The 17,810-nt window shown below is 66.0% G+C and carries 10 protein-coding genes; 3 read left to right on the plus strand and 7 right to left on the minus strand.

The features are described 5' to 3' along the window. Positions 1-290: 290 nt before the first annotated feature. A complete protein-coding gene (locus BTH42_RS30245; protein ID WP_075304854.1) occupies positions 291-2,264 on the minus strand; it encodes a methyl-accepting chemotaxis protein in 1,974 nt (657 codons plus the stop codon). A gap of 292 nt (positions 2,265-2,556) precedes the next feature. Here BTH42_RS30245 and BTH42_RS30250 point away from each other — a divergent pair, with 292 nt between their 5' ends. After that, positions 2,557-2,865, plus strand: coding sequence for a hypothetical protein (locus BTH42_RS30250; RefSeq protein ID WP_075304865.1), 309 nt, complete (start codon positions 2,557-2,559; stop codon positions 2,863-2,865). 30 nt (positions 2,866-2,895) lie between these two features. Here BTH42_RS30250 and BTH42_RS30255 read toward each other — a convergent pair whose 3' ends face one another. Beyond that, on the minus strand, positions 2,896-5,649 hold the full coding sequence (locus BTH42_RS30255; protein WP_075304855.1) for a heavy metal translocating P-type ATPase: 2,754 nt from the start codon (positions 5,647-5,649) through the stop codon (positions 2,896-2,898). A 173-nt stretch (positions 5,650-5,822) separates the two neighbouring features. After that, complete coding sequence (locus BTH42_RS30260) at positions 5,823-6,485, minus strand: FMN-binding negative transcriptional regulator (RefSeq protein ID WP_075304856.1); 663 nt, start codon at positions 6,483-6,485, stop codon at positions 5,823-5,825. Positions 6,486-6,845: 360 nt separating this feature from the next. Between BTH42_RS30260 and BTH42_RS30265 the strand changes: the two genes are divergently transcribed. Then, on the plus strand, positions 6,846-8,267 hold the full coding sequence (locus BTH42_RS30265; RefSeq protein ID WP_075304857.1) for a DUF1254 domain-containing protein: 1,422 nt from the start codon (positions 6,846-6,848) through the stop codon (positions 8,265-8,267). 327 nt (positions 8,268-8,594) lie between these two features. Next, positions 8,595-12,446 (plus strand): DUF748 domain-containing protein, encoded by a 3,852-nt coding sequence (locus tag BTH42_RS30270; protein ID WP_075304858.1) that lies wholly within the window; start codon positions 8,595-8,597, stop codon positions 12,444-12,446. A 172-nt stretch (positions 12,447-12,618) separates the two neighbouring features. On the opposite strand, the gene acnA is transcribed toward BTH42_RS30270, so the two are convergent. The 4 genes from acnA to BTH42_RS30290 all read right to left on the minus strand — a co-directional run. Then, on the minus strand, positions 12,619-15,333 hold the full coding sequence (acnA, locus tag BTH42_RS30275) for an aconitate hydratase AcnA (protein ID WP_075304859.1): 2,715 nt from the start codon (positions 15,331-15,333) through the stop codon (positions 12,619-12,621). A 42-nt stretch (positions 15,334-15,375) separates the two neighbouring features. Then, complete coding sequence (locus BTH42_RS30280; RefSeq protein ID WP_075304860.1) at positions 15,376-16,827, minus strand: bifunctional 2-methylcitrate dehydratase/aconitate hydratase; 1,452 nt, start codon at positions 16,825-16,827, stop codon at positions 15,376-15,378. A 26-nt stretch (positions 16,828-16,853) separates the two neighbouring features. Beyond that, complete coding sequence (locus BTH42_RS30285) at positions 16,854-17,363, minus strand: hypothetical protein (RefSeq protein ID WP_075304861.1); 510 nt, start codon at positions 17,361-17,363, stop codon at positions 16,854-16,856. Between the two features lie 101 nt (positions 17,364-17,464). Beyond that, positions 17,465-17,810, minus strand: a 346-nt coding sequence (locus tag BTH42_RS30290; RefSeq protein ID WP_305954812.1) for a citrate/2-methylcitrate synthase, incomplete at its 5' end; no start/stop codon positions are given.

Below are 17,810 nucleotides of genomic sequence, written 5' to 3' on the forward strand. Positions count from 1 at the left end.
GCGAGCTAGCCGCCGGGGCCGCCGAGCCGCCGAGCCGCCGGGGCCGCCGAGCCGCCGGGGCCGCCGAGCCGCCGGGGCCGCCGAGCCGCCGGGGCCGCCGAGCCGCCGGGGCCGCCGGGGCCGCCGGGGCCGCCGGGGCCGCCGAGGCCGCCGAGCCGCCGGGGCCGCCGGGGCCGCCGAGCCGCCGAGCCGCCGAGCCGCCGAGCCGCCGGGCCACCGAGCCGCCGGGCCGCTCGATCGGGCACTCGGCCAGCGAGCCTTCCGGCGTTCGCAGGTGCGGCCACCTGCCGTTACTCCCGCCCACCTTCCAGCTTGAACACGCTCACCAACTGCGCGAGCCGCGCCGCCTGCTCGCGCAGTTCGGCCGCCGCGATTTCCGCATCGGCAACAATCGTCGCGTTCTGCTGCGTCGCCTCGCCGATCTGCGTAACCGCCAGGTTGACCTGCTCGATCCCGCCCGACTGCTCGCGCGACGCCACGTTGATCTCGCTCATGATCGCGCGCACCTGACCGACCTGCGCGACGATCCCCTGCATCGTCGCGCTCGCTTCCTCGGCGATCCGGAACCCGCTGTCGACGTTCGCGGTCGACGCCGCGATCACCCCCTCGATCTCCTTCACCGATGCCGCGCTGCGTTGCGCGAGCGCGCGCACTTCCGACGCGACCACCGCGAAGCCCTTGCCGTGCTCGCCCGCGCGCGCCGCTTCGACGGCCGCGTTCAGCGCGAGGATGTTGGTCTGGAACGCGATGCCCTCGATCACCGACGTGATCTCGGCGATCTTCTGCGATGAGCGGCTGATCTCGCCCATCGTCGTCACCACGCGCTCGACCGCGTTGCCGCCTTCGGTGGCGGCATCGGCGGCGCGCGTGACCAGCGTGTTCGCCTGGGTTGCGTGATCGGCGTTCTGCTGCACGGTCGACGTGATCTGCTCCATGCTCGCGGCGGTTTCCTCCAGGCTGCTCGCCTGGGTCGCGATGCGCATCGCGATATTGCCGCTGCCGACCGCGATCTTCTCGGTCCCGCTCGACATATCCGCCGACGCATTGCGCACCTGCGCGACGATCCGCGCGAGGCCTTCGCCGATGCCGTCGATCGCCTGCATCAGGCGGCCGATTTCGTCGCCGCGCGCGCGGCCGTGCGGGCTGACCCGCACGCTCAGATCGCCGGCCGCGAAGCGCTCGGACGCGCGCACCGCTTCGTCGAGCGGACGCGTGACGAGCCGGCGCACCGCGATCAGGAACACGATCGCGAACAGGCCGACCAGCACGAGGCCGAGCAGCAGGAATTCGTTGCGGGTGCGCATCACGTCGGCCATCACTTCGTCGCGCGGCGCGACGCCGCCGACCAGCCACTGCCACTCCGGCACCGTGACGAACGACACCAGCTTGTCGCGCGCGGCGCGCTCGCCGAGCGTCGCGTCGGCCGAGCGATAGTCGATCTGCCCGTGCTTCATGTCGAGCATGCGCTGGTACGGTGCGTTGGCGTCGTCGGCTTTCTGGCCGGCGGCGGCCGGATGCACGACCAGCTTGCCGCGCTCCGCGCCGTTCGATGCGTCGACCACGAAGTAGTAGCCGCTGTCGCCGATTTTCAGCGCGCGAATGCCGTCCTGGACCGACTGGATTTCCTTGTCGACGTCGACGCCGACGAACAGCGCGCCGATCACGCGGCCGCTCGCATCGGTGACCGGCCGGTACTGGGTGATCATGCGCTTGCCGAACAGCGTCGCGATGCCGGTGTAGGTGCGGTTCGCGAGCAACGGCGCGTACGCCGGCCCCTTGCGGTCGAGCAGCGTGCCGATCGCGCGGCTGCCGTCCTGCTTTTTCAGCGACGTGGTCACGCGCACGAAATCGTCGCCGCTGCGCGCGAAGATGGTCGCGATCGCGCCGCTGCGTTGCAGAAACTGGTCGGGGATCGTGAAGTCGAGGTTCAGGACCTTGTCGCCGGCCTTGAAGGTCGGCGCCAGCGTGCCGCCGGTGTCGACTTTCTGCGTGTCGTCGACTGCGAAGTCGGTCGGCAGGAAGCTCGCGAACAGGGCCATCGAACGGTCGACTTCGGCCGACAGCGCCTTGTCGAACAACGTGATCATCGCGGCGATCGAGCGGTCTTTCTCGGCGATGCGTTCGAGCACCTGATCGCGCACCTGTTGGCCGGCGCTGCGGGTGAGCGCCCAGGCGAAGGACGCGAAGATCAAAGCGACCAGCACGCACGAGAGCGCGGCCAGCCGCGCGCCGACGCTGGCGCGGCGTGAAAAGAAAGAGTTCATTGTCAACCGGAGTAGGGGGACGGGTCGGGTGGCGTGAACCCGTGTTTTGCAACAGGCATCGCCGCCTCGATCTCTGGTTAACGGCGTGGTTGGTGGTGAGCTTTAGGGGGAATGAAAGCGGGGTGTAAGTAGGCGGGGGCTTGGTGGGGCGGGTGACGGCGCACTCAGCCCTTTGACCTATGTCGACGCTTCAGGGCCGCGCTTTCCGTAGACTGCCGCGATTCCCGCAATCGATGAGGCGGCCCATGTAACAGCGCGCCTTCCAGAAGTACCAGCTATGCAGGGGATACCTATGACTACGCCAAAACCACAGCGGGCAAGCATTATTTTCTACGATGAAAATACCGGCCAGATCAAGGTGTGCAGCGTGATGCGCTCCAAGATCCAGCCCTTACTCGACAAGGCGTTGACAATGAACGTTCCGCCCGACAGCGCGGACCACTCGGACCAGCCCATTACCGACGAAGATGCACGTCAGGTAGGAGGGCTGGCGATCTTGCTGCAAGGCTATGCAAATCCAGAGCTTCGCGCGCGTTTGCAGATCGCGACCGCCGAACCGATGGACTGGGCGCCGGTCATCCCTCCGATGCCTGAAAGCTAGCAGCGCCGCGTCGCGGCGCACCCCCAGCGTCTAACGCGCCGGCCCAGCCGCGCCGCCCGGCCCCCCGCGCCACGTCCGCAACAACAACGCATTAGTCACCACGCTGACGCTCGAAAACGCCATCGCCGCGCCCGCGAGCATCGGGTTCAGCAGCCCGAACGCGGCGAGCGGAATGCCGATCAGGTTGTAGACGAACGCCCAGAACAGGTTCTGCTGGATCTTGCGCCAGGTGCGCCGGGAGATGTCGATCGCGTCGGCCACCAGCGCCGGGTCGCCGCGCATCAGCGTGACGCCGGCCGCGTGCATCGCGACGTCGGTGCCGGTCGCCATCGCGATGCCGATGTCGGCGGCGGCGAGCGCGGGCGCGTCGTTGATGCCGTCGCCCGCCATCGCGACGATGCCCGCGTGGCGGATCTTCAGGTCGCGGATCACGCGGGCCTTGTCGTCGGGCAATACCTCGGCGTGGAATTCGTCGATGCCGAGCGCCTGCGCGACGCTCGCCGCGCTGCCGCGGTTGTCGCCGGTCACCAGCACGCTGCGGATGCCCATCCGTTTGAGCCGCTCGACCGCCGCGCGCGCGGACGGTTTGACGGTATCGCCGAACGCGATCAGCGCGAGCGCTTCCGGGGCGTGCGGCGCGCGCGTCATCAGCCAGGACACGGTGTTGCCGGCTGCTTCGAGTTCCTGCGCGCGCACGGCGAGCGCGGGCGGCAGGTCGATGCCGAGTTCGCGCAGCCAGCGCGTGCTGCCGAGCGCGAGCGTGCGGCCGTCGACCTCCGCTTCGACGCCGCGGCCGGCGACCGCGCGCGCGGCGCTGGCGTGGGGGGCGGCAGCGGCTTGATCGGATGCCGCCGCAGTAGCATGGTCCACCGGAACCCGCTCTGTTGCGGCAGCCAGCCCCTCATGCGCCGGCTCCTTCGCTCCCGGCTCCGCCTCATACGCACTCACCACCGCCCGCGCCAGCGGATGCTCGCTATGCCGCTGCACCGCCGCCGCGAGCGCGAGCGCCGCCTTGCGGCCAAGCGCGCCGACCGGCTCGAACGCGGTCACCGACGGTTGCCCGAGCGTCAGCGTGCCGGTTTTATCGAACGCGACGATCGACACCCGGTGCGCGATTTCAAGCGCTTCCGCGTCCTTGATCAGCACGCCGTGGCGCGCGGCGACGCCGGTGCCGGCCATGATCGCGGCCGGCGTCGCGAGTCCGAGCGCGCACGGGCAGGCGATCACCAGCACCGCGACCGCGTTGAGGATCGCGGTCTCGCCGCCGGCGCCCGCGAGCAGCCAGCCGACCAGCGTGAGCGCGGCGATCGCGAGGATCGCCGGCACGAAGAGTTCGCTGACGCGGTCGACGAGCCGCTGGATCGGCGCCTTCTCCGCCTGCGCGCTTTCGACCAGCCGGATGATGCGCGCGAGCGTGGTCTCCGCGCCGATCGCGGTGGTGGTCACCGCGAGCACGCCTTCGCCGTTGATCGAGCCGGCGGTGACCGCGTCGCCGGTCTGCTTCGGCACCGGCAGGCTTTCGCCGGTGATCAGCGCTTCATCGATATGGCTGCGGCCTTCGAGCACCGCGCCGTCGACCGGCACGCGCTCGCCGGGCCGCACCACCACGACCGTGCCGACCCGCACCTGCGCGAGCGGCACGTCGCGCTCCTCGCCGCCGACGCGGATCCGCGCGCGCTCGGGGCGCAGCGCGTTGAGCGCGCGGATCGCATCGGTGGTCTGGCGTTTCGCGCGCGCCTCGAGCCACTTGCCGAAGCGCACCAGCGTGATGACGACCGCCGATGCCTCGAAGTACAGATGCATCATGTCGCCCGGATGGCTCGCCAGTTCGTAGACGCTGATCCCGTACGCCGCCGACGTGCCGAGCGCGACCAGCAGGTCCATGTTGCCGGCGCCGGCGCGCAGCGCGCGCCAGGCGGCGCGGTAGAAGCGTGCGCCGAATACGAACTGCACGATCGACGCGAGCACCAATTGCAACCACGCGGGCGGCATCGCGTGGATGCCGAACCATTCGCCGAACATCGGCGCGACGAGCGGCAGCGTGAGCAGCGCGGACGCGACGACGCTCGCGAGGTCGCGGCGCGCTTCGCTCTGTTTGCGCTCGGCGAGGCTGGGTTGGGGCGGGGTGTCGCTCTCGTCCGTAGCTGTGGCCGCGCTCGCGCTCGCGCCGAACGCTGCCGGGCTTGCAGGCGGCGCGCTCAATGTCGCTTCGTAGCCGGCTTTTTTGACCGCGGCGATCAACGCGTCGACATCGACATCGACATCGGCGTTGGCGTTGGCGGCTGCGGCATTGCCAGCCGCGGCGTGCTCCGCGTAAACGGTGGCGGTTTCGGTCGCGAGATTCACGCTGGCGCGCGCGACGCCGGGCACTTTCGCGAGCGCTTTCTCGACCCGCATCGCGCAGGACGCGCAGGTCATCCCGCCGATCTGCAATTCGGTGGCAGCGGCCGCGTCAGCGGATGCCGCGAGCGACGCTTCGGCTGGCGCGACAGCATCGGCGCTCGCGACGAGCGTCGCGTCATAACCCGCGTTGCGCACGGCGTCGGCGAGCTGCTCGGCCGCGACCGTCGCAGTGCTTTCGACGCGCGCGCGTTCGGTCGCGAGATTCACGCTGGCGCGCGCGACGCCCGGCACTTTCGCGAGCGCTTTTTCGACCCGCATCGCACAGGACGCGCAGGTCATCCCGCCGACATCGATTTCGACAACGCGCGCGGGCGTGGGTGAGGGAGAAGGAGAAGAGGAAGCAGCGTCGGCGGGACGCTGCGGATCGGCAAGTCCGGTCATGGCAAGGGAGGCTCGTGGCGGCAGCGGGCCGCGCAATGAGCGTAATGAACGCGTAATGAAGTCAGTATCGACCTTCCTGGCGCGGGAAGGTCAAGGACGGATAGGGCCGCTGTTACAGCCGGGCGCGCGGGTCGCGGCGCTGCAACGTTCAAAACGCTGCAAACGCGTCGAACTCAGAACGCCGGCGGCGCATCCAGCATCGCCTGCCCGACCGCCTGCTGCTGATCGCCGTCACGCCCGAGCAGCGTTTGCGCGGCGCCGCGCCGGTCGTCCGCGGCCTTGTTCTGGCCGAGCTTCCATTTACCGACCAGCCGCGTCACCTCGATCTCGATCCCGACGATCGCGCCGAGCATCTGCGCGATGAAGTCGGCCGGCGCGTCGCCGATCTTCCACGGCACCGGCTCGCCGGCTTCCATCTTGCGCGTGAGCCGCGCGACCAGACCGCGCACGAACGCTTCGTCGTCGTGCACCACAATCCTGCCATGCGCATGCACGACCATATAGTTGTAGGTCGGCACCTGCTTGTGGGTCTCCTGCTTGCTTGGGTACCAGGTCGGCGAAATGTAAGCCGCCGGTCCCTGGAAGATCACCAGCGCGTCCGGATGGGTCGCGGCTTCCTGCCAGACGGGGTTGGCCCGCGCGACGTGCGCGCGCAGCACGCAGCGCGCTGCTTCGGGCGAGCCGTCGACGGCCGGCGATATCTGCGCCTCGAACGGCAAATGATTCGCGTCGAGCCCGTGCGGACCATGCGTAATCAGCGCGCCGAACGGCTGCTCGGCGATCAGGCGATGGAGAACCTCCGGGCGGTTCTCTTCGAAGTGGGCGGGCAGATACATTGAAGCGCTCCGGAAGCGGAATGGCGAAAGAGTGGGGACCTGATGAACGAATCGACGCATCGACCGATCAGCGAATCGAACAACCTGTTAGCGTGTTTGCGCGAGTTGCGGCGCAATCGGATGCGACGCGTTGCGAGTGCGGCGGAAGTGCCGCTTGCACCGTTGACGTACGGCATGCGCGCGACATCGCGCAATTGCCTGCTTTATGCTTGCCTGGTTAGCAAGGATACGATACAACGCGATGTTGCCGGAATTGCATTCGGCGGGTTGGCTGCGCAGTGGTTCGGGAGACCCGCGCAGGTTTCCAGGCGCTGCGCACCGGCATCTCCCATAGGACTGCACGTTCCGCACTTTGAACGAATGATAAAAAATCGCCGAGAACTGTTTTCTCTTTCACGGGCCTGCGTGTCGCTCGCAGGTCTTGCACTGCTGGCCAGTTGTGCATCGACCCCGACCGCCACACACCAAAGCACCGGCTGGATCAAGGATGAAGTCGCCGATTCCTACGTGTTCGGCTACCCGCTGGTCGTGATGAGCGTCGCGCGCGACGCGGCCGTCGGCACCGAACCGGGCCGTGCGCCTTTCAACACGCTGCGTCACGCGCAGGCGCTGCCGCCGATCGGCACGGCCAATCCGCCGCAACCGGGCCTCGATACGCTCGACTCGACCGGCTGGCTCGATGTCGCCGACGAGCCGGTGATTCTGACGCTGCCCGATTCGCGTGGCCGTTACGTCGATGCCCGCGTGCTCGACATGTGGACCAACGTGGTGTGGTCGACTGGGCCGCAGTTCGTCGTCGGCACGGCTGGCACCAAAGGTGTGCGCTCGCAAACGATTGCCTTCGTCACGCCCGGCTGGAACGGCGAGCTGCCGGCGGGCGCGAAGCGCGTCGAAGTGCCGACCCGCAATGCGTGGATCAGCGTGCGCGTGCAGTCGAACGGCGCGCGCGATCTGAACGCGATCCGCAAGCTGCAGCACGGCATTGGTCTGGCGCCGCTGAGCGTCTATGTGGGCGACGCGGAGCCGGAATTGCCGTCGCGCGGCAACGGCGGCAGCGGCGTCGCGAGCGCCGCCGGCACGCCGGCCCAGCAGGTCGCCGCGCTCGATGCGAGCGCCTTCTTCGGCCGCCTCGCCGATGCATTGGCTGACAATCCGCCGACACCGGCCGATCCGCACGCGCTGAAATTTCTCGCCGATCTCGGCGTCACGCCGGGCGAACCGGTCAAGCTGCCGAAAGCCACCGACGCACTCGCGGCCGGTCTCGCCGACGGTCGCGAGCGCGTCGCGACGCCGCCGACCAATCTGCTGAGCGCGAACGGCTGGAGCTGGTTCGGCGACGGCGTCGGCAACTACGGCCCCGACTATGCGCTGCGCGCGTATGCGGCGAGCACGCAGCCCGGCATCGGCACGAAAGACGACGAAGTGCGCGCGGTCGTCACGCAGGACAGCGACGGCAACCCGCTGAACGGCGCGAATCGCTACGTGATCCATTTCGCGGCGAACCGCTTGCCGCCGGTGCGCGGCTTCTGGTCGCTGACCGCATACACGAAGGACGGCGCGCTGAGCGAGAACGCGCCGGCGCGTCTGGCGGTCGGCGATCGCAATGGCGCGCGCCGTAATCGCGACGGCTCGCTCGACGTGGTGGTGTCGTCGACCCGCAGCCGCACCGGCAACTGGCTGCCCGCGCCGCGCGCGGACATGCAGCTGGTGCTGCGTCTGTATGCGCCGAAGCCGCAAGCCACCGACGGCAGCTGGCAGCCGCCGGCGGTCGTGCGGCAGTAGTGATGGAAGCGGCGCGCCGGTAGTCAGTCATATGAGTGCCGCGCGCCGTTTGCCGCTCGTCGCTCGCAAACCTCCTGTGACGACGATATGTACGTCGAAGCATCGGTGACGCGCGCGTCGGAAGTCAGTCATATGACAGCGGCGCGCGGTCAAACCGCTACCTGCGCCAGCGGATCAGCATTTTCTGAAAATCATCAGTAAGCAGCGCGAATCGTCAAGCCAAGCCTGACATTCCTGCCTGCGCAAACGATTCACGTCTTATACTGCCGCTTGCAGCTTTTCTGTTTTCCGCGGCGGGCTTGCCGCCGCATTCAATCCAGCTCCAGCATGGCAAGCCTCAATAAAGAATCGATCGCCTCCTCCATGCAGACCATGCGCGACGTCGCGCAGTCGCGTCGTACGCGCCGCATTCTCGTAGGTCTGCTGATCTTTATCGTCGTCTTCGGTCTGCTCGGCTTTTTCGCCGCGCCGCCGCTGATTCGCCATATCGCGAGCCAGCAGCTGAGCAAGCAGCTCGACCGGCCGGCGTCGATCGGGCGCATCGCGCTCAACCCGTACACGCTGCGCTTCGAAGCCGACAACGTGCATATCGGCGAGCGCGGCGGCGCGGGCGATTTCATCGATATTTCGCGGCTGATCGTGAAGCCGTCGTGGAGTTCGGTGTTTCGCGGCGCGCCGATCGTCGACGAAGTGCAGGTCGATTCGCCGCGCTTCAATATCGTGCGCTACGACGCGCAGCGCTTCAATTTCAGCGACCTGATCGAGAAATTCGCAAATCAGCCGGCCAAGCCCGACAGCAAGCCGACGCTCTTTTCCGTGTCCAATATTCGCGTCGAAAACGGCCAGATCCGCTTCGACGACCGGCTGCTCGGCACGACCCACCTGATCGACGAATGGAAGCTCGGCATTCCGTTCATCGCGACGCTGCCGTCGAAGACCGATATCTTCGTCGAGCCGCTGCTGCGCGCGCGGATCGACGGCAACAGCGAGCTGGCGATCGACGGCAAGACCAAGCCGTTCGCGGCGTCGCGCGAGTCGGAAGTGTCGCTGCGGTTCGACCAGCTCGACGTGCCGAAGCTGATTTCCTACGTGCCGTCGAAGCTGCCGGTGACCGTGCAGTCGGGCAAGCTGTCGACCGATCTGAAGCTCAATTTCGTGATGTCGAACGACACGCCGTCGCTGCGGGTCGCGGGCACCGTCGATCTGAACGATGTCGACGTGCAGGATCAGGGCAAGGCGCCGTTCTTCGCGGCGCGCGCGGTGCACGTCGCGGCGGGCTCGCTCGAGCCGATGAAGAGCGTCTACCACTTCGACGACATTCGCATCGATGCGCCGAGCGCGAGCCTCGCGCGCGACAAAAACGGCGTGCTGAGCGTCGAGAAGATGTTTGCGCCGGCGCCGGCGAACGCTTCCACAGCGGACAAAGCGGCCACGGCCACGGCCGCGACGGCGAGCGCGCCCGCGGTTGCATCCGGCGCGAATGCGCAGGCCAGTAACGCCAAGCCCGACGCGAACGCTAAGACGGCTGCCGCCAAACCGGCCCCGCCGATCGATCTCTCCATCAAACGCTTCGCATTGAACGACGGCACGCTGAACGTGCACGACGAAGCCGCGTCGCATCCGGTCGACCTCGGCCTGCAAAAGCTCGCGGTGACGCTGACCGATTTTTCGACGCTGGCGGCGACGCCCGCGCACTACACGCTCAACACCAGCTTCAAGGACGATGCCGGTTCGCTGGCCGGCGACGGCACGCTCGGCCTCGCGGCGAAGACCGCGAGCGCGAAGCTCGATCTGAAGTCGCTGAAGCTGCCGCAATTGCAGCCGTATCTCGACACCGCGACGTCCGCGCAGGTGCTCGACGGCGCGTTGTCCGCGACGACCCAGATCGACGCGAACTGGTCGAAAGCGCCGGTGGCGGTGACGGTCGCGGATACCCAGTTGGGTCTGCAATCGCTGAAGCTCGCGGCGCGCGGCGACAAAACGCCGGTGATCTCGCTCGCGCAAGGCAACGTGGTGGTCAAGCAGGTCGACGTGGCGGCGCGTACCGCCGACGTGACCAGCGTCGACGCGACTGGCCTCTCGGTCGATGCGCAGCGTCTGAAGAACGGCAGCATCAATCTGAGTTCGCTCGCCGACGCGCATCAGGAAGCGCAGCAACGCACCGCGATCCATGCGGCGAAAAAAGCGCAGGCCGAAGGTTCGGCATGGCACTACAAGATCGGCGAGCTGACGCTGAAGGACTCGACCGCGAACTTCACCGACAACACCACGCGGCAGCCGGTCAAGCTGAGCATCACGCCGCTGCAACTGAAGGTGCAGCAGATCAGCGACGACCTGAGCCGGCCGCTGCCGGTCGATCTGCAGGCGACGCTGAACAGGAAGGGCACGCTCGCGCTGAAGGGCGACGTCACCGCGACGCCGCTGAAGGTTGCAGTCAAGATCAACGCGAACCGTCTCGACGCGGCCGCGTTCGAACCGTATTTCGGCGACAAGCTGAACGCGGCGATCGCGAGCGCGCTGCTGAACGCGAACGGCGAACTCGCGGTCTCGCAGGCGAAGGCGCTGAAGGCGAACTATCGCGGCGACGTCGCGCTGGTCGACGTGCGGATGCTCGACAAGGCGACCTCGGATCCGTTCGCCGGCTGGGGCTCGCTCGCATTGTCGAACCTGAAGGCCGACTACGACGAGCACGGCACCGTGGTCGACGCGAGCCGCGTGACCTTCTCGAAGTTCTACGGCCGCGTGCTGCTCGACGCGCAAGGCAAGCTGAACCTGAAGGACGTGGTTGCGCATGAGAGCGGCACCGCGCAGTCGCTGACCCGCGACAGCAGCGGTGCGAAGCCGATTCCGCTGACGCCGGGGGCGGTGTCGGAGGCGGTCGCCGCGTCGGCGCCGGCAGTCGCTGTGGAAGCATCGGCCGCGGCCGCGGGCAAGCCGGCCGTCACCGCGACACCGGCCACCGTCACCGCCGCCACGCCGCCGCAAAATCCGGTCAAGCTGCGGTTCGGCCAACTGGTGTTGCAGCAGGGCCGCGTGACCTACACCGACAACTTCATCAAGCCGAACTACACCGCGAATCTCGTCGACATTCAGGGCACGGTCGGCGCGTTCGGCACGGAATCGACGACGCCCGCGCCGGTCGACGTCGCTGCGAAACTCGCGGCCAACGGTCCGTTGACGATTCGCGGCACCGTCAATCCGCTGATCGCGAAACCGGCGCTCGATCTGACCGCGACCGCGCACGGCATCGAACTGACCAACCTGACGCCGTATTCGTCCAAATACGCGGGCTACCCGATCACCAAGGGCAAGCTCAACGTCGATCTGCACTACACGCTGCAGAACGACCAGCTGAACGCGAACAACCACCTGTTCATCGATCAACTGACGTTCGGCGATCACGTCGAGAACGACACCGCGACCAAGCTGCCGGTGCGCTTCGCGATCTCGCTGCTGAAGAACTCGCGCGGCGAGATCGACGTGAACCTGCCGGTGTCGGGTTCGCTGTCGAATCCCGAGTTCAGCGTCGGCGGTCTGATCTGGCGTGCGGTGCTGAACCTGCTCGAAAAGGCGGTGACCGCGCCGTTCTCGCTGATCGCGAACGCGTTCGGCGGCAATGGCCAGGAACTCGGCTATGTCGAATTCGAAGCGGGTTCCGCGCAGTTGACCGACACCGACAAGCAGAAACTCGACACGATCGTGAAGGCGCTGAACGACAAGCCGTCGATCCGCATGGACCTGATCGGCCGCGTCGATCCGAAGGTCGACGAGCCGGCGCTGCGTTCGAAGTACGTGGAACGGCTGGTCAAGCAGCAGAAGGTCAAGGACGTGGTCGGCAACGGCGAGAGCGTGGATCTGTCCACCGTCACGGTCGATCAGAAGGACTACGACAAGTATCTGACCAAGGCCTACAAGTCCGCCGACTTCAAGAAGCCGCGCAACTTCATCGGCCTGACCAAGAGCGTGCCCGACGACGACATGAAGGGCGCGCTCGCTGCCAACGCGCCGGTCGACGAGGCGTCGCTGCGCCAGCTCGCGCAACAGCGCGCGCAGAGCGTGCAGCAGTATCTGGACGGCAAGATCGACAGCAGCCGCATCTTCATCGTCGCGCCGAAGCTCACCGCCGACGATATCAAGGACAAGGGCGCGACGACGCGAGTCGATTTCGGCCTGAAGTAAGCGAGAGCGGGTGCCGCGCAGTTAGCTTGGTGGCACTCGCTCGCTTGTCTCTCTCAAACTCCCCGCCACAAATAAAAAAAGCCCGACCTGAGGTCGGGCTCCAAAGTCGGCTGCGCCCTCCACAGGACGCAGCCCCTGCAAAACAGCGAGGCTGCTTGCGTTGCCGCCTGGCTTAAGCGGCCAGCAGCGAACGCAGCACGAACGGCAGAATCCCGCCGTGCTTGTAGTAGTCGACTTCGATCGGCGTGTCGATACGCAGCAGCACCGGCACGCGCTTGTCGCCGTCCTTGCCGTGGATCACCAGCGTGACTTCCTGTTGCGGCTTGAAGTCGTCGCCGAGGCCTTCGATGTCGTAGGTTTCTTCGCCGGTGATGCCGAGCGACTGCACGCTATCCGAGCCCTTGAACTGCAGCGGCAGAACGCCCATGCCGACGAGGTTCGAACGGTGAATCCGCTCGAAGCTGCGTGCGACCACGGCCTTCACGCCGAGCAGTTGCGTGCCCTTCGCGGCCCAGTCGCGCGACGAACCCGTGCCGTACTCTTCGCCCGCGAACACGACGGTCGGCGTGCCGGCGTCGATGTACTTCATCGCCGCGTCGTAAATCGACAGCTGTTCGCCGCTCGGCTGATGAATCGTCAGACCGCCTTCGACGCGCGTGCCATCCGCCTTCGCCGGGATCATCAGGTTCTTGATCCGGACGTTCGCGAAGGTGCCGCGCATCATCACGTCGTGGTTGCCGCGGCGCGAGCCGTAGCTGTTGAAGTCGGCCTTCTGCACGCCGTTTTCCTTCAGCCAGCGGCCTGCCGGCGAGTCTTCCTTGATCGAGCCGGCCGGGCTGATGTGGTCGGTCGTGACCGAGTCACCGAAGATGCCCAGTGCGCGTGCGCCGGTGACCGGCGCGATGCTGGAAGCCGGCGTCATCGAGAATTCCTTGCCGAAGAACGGCGGCTCCGCGATGTAGGTCGACTTCGGCCAGTCGTAGACCTGGCCTTCCTCGCCCTCGATCTTGCTCCACAGATCGCCCTTCTTCGTGAGCTGCGAGTAGTTCTTGCGGAACGCGTCGGCGTCGAGCGCGTACTTGAGCAGCGCGTTGACTTCTTCGCTGGTCGGCCAGATGTCGCCGAGGTAGATGTCGCGGCCGCCGGTGCCCTTGCCGACCGGTTCGGTCATCAGGTCGCGCGTGATGTTGCCGGCGATCGCGTAGGCGACCACGAGCGGCGGCGACGCGAGGAAGTTCGCGCGGATGTTCGGGTGAATCCGCGCTTCGAAGTTACGGTTGCCCGACAGCACTGCCGCCGCGACGATGTCGTTCTTCGTGATCGTCTCGTTCAGTTCCGGCGTCAGGTCGCCCGCGTTGCCGATACAGGTCGTGCAACCGTACGCGGCGAGCGTGAAGCCGAGCTTGTCGAGATACTTCAGCAGGTCGGTCTTGGTCAGGTACTCGGTGACGATCCGCGATCCCGGCGCGAGCGAGGTCTTGATGTGCGGCGCGACCGTCAGGCCCGCTTCGACCGCCTTCTTCGCGAGCAGACCGGCGGCCAGCAGCACGCTCGGGTTCGACGTGTTGGTGCACGACGTGATCGCGGCGATCAGCACGTCGCCGTTCTTCACATCGACGCCGTTGCTGGTCGTGTAGGTCGTGTCGAGGTCCACACCCTTCTTCGCGAAGCCATTTTCGGCGACCGGCTTCGAGAACAGGTCGGTGAAGGTCGACTTCACGTGGCCGATTTCGATACGGTCCTGCGGACGCTTCGGGCCGGCCAGCGACGGCGCGACCGTCGCGAGATCGAGCGTGACGACCTTGGTGTAATCGATGTCGCCGTCGCTCGGGATACCGAACAGTTCCTGCGCCTTGAAGTAGTTTTCGAACGCGGAAATTTCGGCGTCCGTACGACCGGTGCCCTTGAAGTAGTCGATGGTTTTTTCGTCGACCGGGAAGAAGCCCATCGTCGCGCCGTATTCCGGCGCCATGTTGCCGATCGTCGCGCGGTCCGGCAGCGACAGCGAGCGCGTGCCTTCGCCGAAGAATTCGACGAACTTGCCGACCACCTTCTCTTTACGCAGCAGTTCGGTGATGGTCAGCACGAGGTCGGTGGCCGTCACGCCTTCGATCAGCTTGCCCTTCAGGTGCACGCCGACCACGTCCGGGGTCAGGAAGTACACCGGCTGGCCGAGCATGCCCGCTTCCGCTTCGATGCCGCCCACACCCCAGCCGACCACGCCGATGCCGTTGATCATCGTGGTGTGGCTGTCGGTGCCGACCAGCGAATCCGGGTAGTACACGGTGTCCGCGCCCTCGGCCTTCTTGTGCACGCCGCGCGCGAGATATTCGAGGTTCACCTGGTGAACGATGCCGACGCCCGGCGGCACGACCTTGAACGTGTCGAACGCCTGCATGCCCCACTTCATGAACTGGTAGCGCTCGTTATTGCGCTGGAATTCCAGCTTCATGTTCAGGTCGAGCGCGTTCTTTTCGCGGAAGTGATCGATCTGCACCGAGTGGTCGACCACCAGATCGACCGGCACCAGCGGCTCGATCGACTTCGGATTCTTGCCGACCGCCTTCGCGACGCCGCGCATTGCGGCGATGTCGGCGAGCAGCGGCACGCCGGTGAAGTCCTGCAGCACGACGCGCGACACGACGAACGGAATTTCATCGACGCGCGCCGCGTTCGGCTTCCAGTTCGCCAGTTGCGTGATGTGTTCTTCGGCGATCTTCTTGCCGTCGTAGTTGCGCAGCACCGATTCCAGCACGATACGGATCGAAACCGGCAGACGGTCGATCTTGAGGTTCAGAGCCTTGCCGAGTTGCGGCAGCGAGTAGAACTTGCCTTTGCCGGAACCGCTGTCGAATTCCTTGAGCGTTTTGTGGAGGTTGTGGGCCATGGTGTTTTCCTTGGTTTGGATCGCGGAACTACAGTACTCAACCTAAATGACATACAGATCGACGTATTCATTGACCGGCATGGCTTCGAGCCGGGCCTGGTCGAGCGATACGGCGAGAATTGCCTGTTGCTGCCTGAGCGGAAAGCGCCGTGCGAGATTGGTCCTGAACTTCTCGACCAGCAACGGGATACCGTCTTCGCGACGGCGCTTGTGACCGATCGGGTATTCGACTACGACTTCATCGAGCGTCGACCCGTCGTTGAATTCGAGCGTCAGTGCATTGGCGATCGAACGCTTGTCGGGGTCGTGATAATCCTGCGTGAATTGCGGGTCTTCGACGCACGTCATTTTCGCGCGTAGTTCATCGATGCGTGCGTCCCGCGCGACCGAATCTTCGTAATCCGCGGCGGTCAGGCGACCGTGGATCAACGGTACCGCGATCATGTACTGGATGCAGTGATCGCGGTCGGCCGGATTATCGAGCGGACCTTTTTTATCGATGATACGCAGCGCCGCTTCATGCGTGCGAATCGTGATGCGGCGAATGTCCTCGACGCGCCGGCCCTGGGCGGCGAGTTGCGCATGCAGCGCGAGTGCGGCTTCGACCGCGGTCTGTGCGTGGAATTCGGCCGGGAACGCGATCTTGAACAGCACGTTCTCCATCACGTACGAGCCGTACGGGCGCTGGAATTTGAACGCGTTGCCGTTGAACAGCACGTCGTAAAAGCCCCAGGTTTTTGCGGTGAGGACCGACGGATAGCCCATCTCGCCGGTCTTCGAAATCAGCGCGAGACGGACCGCGCGCGAGGTCGCGTCGCCAGCGGCCCACGATTTGCGCGAGCCGGTGTTCGGCGCGTGGCGGTAGGTGCGCAGCGCCTGCCCATCGACGAGCGCCTGCGATACCGCGTTGATCAGCTCGTCGCGCGAGAGGCCGAGCAGTTGCCCGGCCACCGCGGTCGAAGCGAGTTTGACCAGCAGCACGTGATCGAGCCCGACCTTGTTGAACGAGTTCTCGAGCGCGATGCAGCCTTGAATTTCGTGCGCCTTGATCATGGCGATCAACACGTCTTGCATCGTCAGCGGCGCTTTGCCCGCTGCGATGGCGGTGCGCGAAAGCCAGTCGGCCGTCGCGAGAATGGCGCCGAGATTGTCCGACGGATGGCCCCATTCGGCGGCGAGCCACGTGTCGTTGAAATCGAGCCAGCGGATCATTGCGCCGATGTTGAAGGCGGCCTGAACCGGGTCCAGCTGGAATGAGGTGCCCGGCACCTTCGCGCCGTTGGGGACGATCGTGCCCGGCACGATCGGTCCCATCAGCTTGGTGCAGGCCGGGTAGGTCAGCGCTTCGAGTCCGCAACCGAGCGTGTCGATCAGGCAATGACGCGCGGTTTCCAGCGCGAGTGCGCTGTCGATCCGGAAATCCAGCACGTAATCGACGATATCGACGAGGACAGTGTCCGGGTCGGGTCGCACGTTGGAGATCGGAGCGGACATGGGAGGAGCTTCCCTGGTGACGAAAATCAGTCGCCGGTCTTGTTGATCGCGTTCGATTGCGTCGCGGCCGGTGCGCCTTGCGCCATGGCGACCGTCTTGCACTCGTCGGCGAGACGCGAGCTGTCCTTGTCTTGGAACAGCATTGCCTTGGTCGGGATCACGACGAGGTCCATACCGGTGGCGGCGTCGTGGAAACGGTCCGCGCCGGTGGTGGTGGCTTCGCGCGGCAGGTTGTAGTTCTTGTTCGCCCAGTGAACGGTGACGATCTGGTCACGCTTCATGTCACCTTTCATTTCGAAAGCCAGACCGTCCTTGCACGACCACTTTTCAGCGCCTTCCGGGATCGGATCGACCTTCGCTTCCTTCACCGGATTCGGCTTGCGCTTGATCAGGCGACGCGGCTCCGGGCGCTTCGCGACAGCCTTGGTGGCCGGCTTCTTCGTGGTCGCCGTGTCCGCTGCGGCGGCGTCAGTCGCGACGGTCAGCATCGTCGTGGACAGGGCGCCAATCATGGCGGCGATCATCAGCTTTTTCATGGAGAAAACCTTTCTATTCAATTTCAGTTAAACAGTGCGCGGACGACCGGTCCGGCGGCCGCGCGGGTTGAACTGCGCGTGCTGGGAGCGCGCAGCGAGCGCTATTTTCTCCTATTTAGCGCGACGTACTTCAAATTCTCTGGTCCGGTGTAATTCGCGCTCGGCCGGATGATCTTGTTGTCGATGCGCTGCTCGATGATGTGCGCGCTCCAGCCCGCCGTGCGCGCGATCACGAAGACCGGCGTGAACATTGCTGTCGGCACGCCCATCATGTGGTACGACACCGCGCTGAACCAGTCGAGGTTCGGGAACATCTTCTTCGCGTCCCACATCACCGATTCGAGCCGCTCGGCGATCGAGAACAGCTTGTTGTTGCCTGCCTCTTTCGACAGCTTCTTCGCGACGTCCTTGATCACCTTGTTGCGCGGGTCCGAGATCGTGTACACC

It is taken from the genome of Burkholderia sp. SRS-W-2-2016 (assembly GCF_001931485.1).
Classification (GTDB): domain Bacteria; phylum Pseudomonadota; class Gammaproteobacteria; order Burkholderiales; family Burkholderiaceae; genus Paraburkholderia.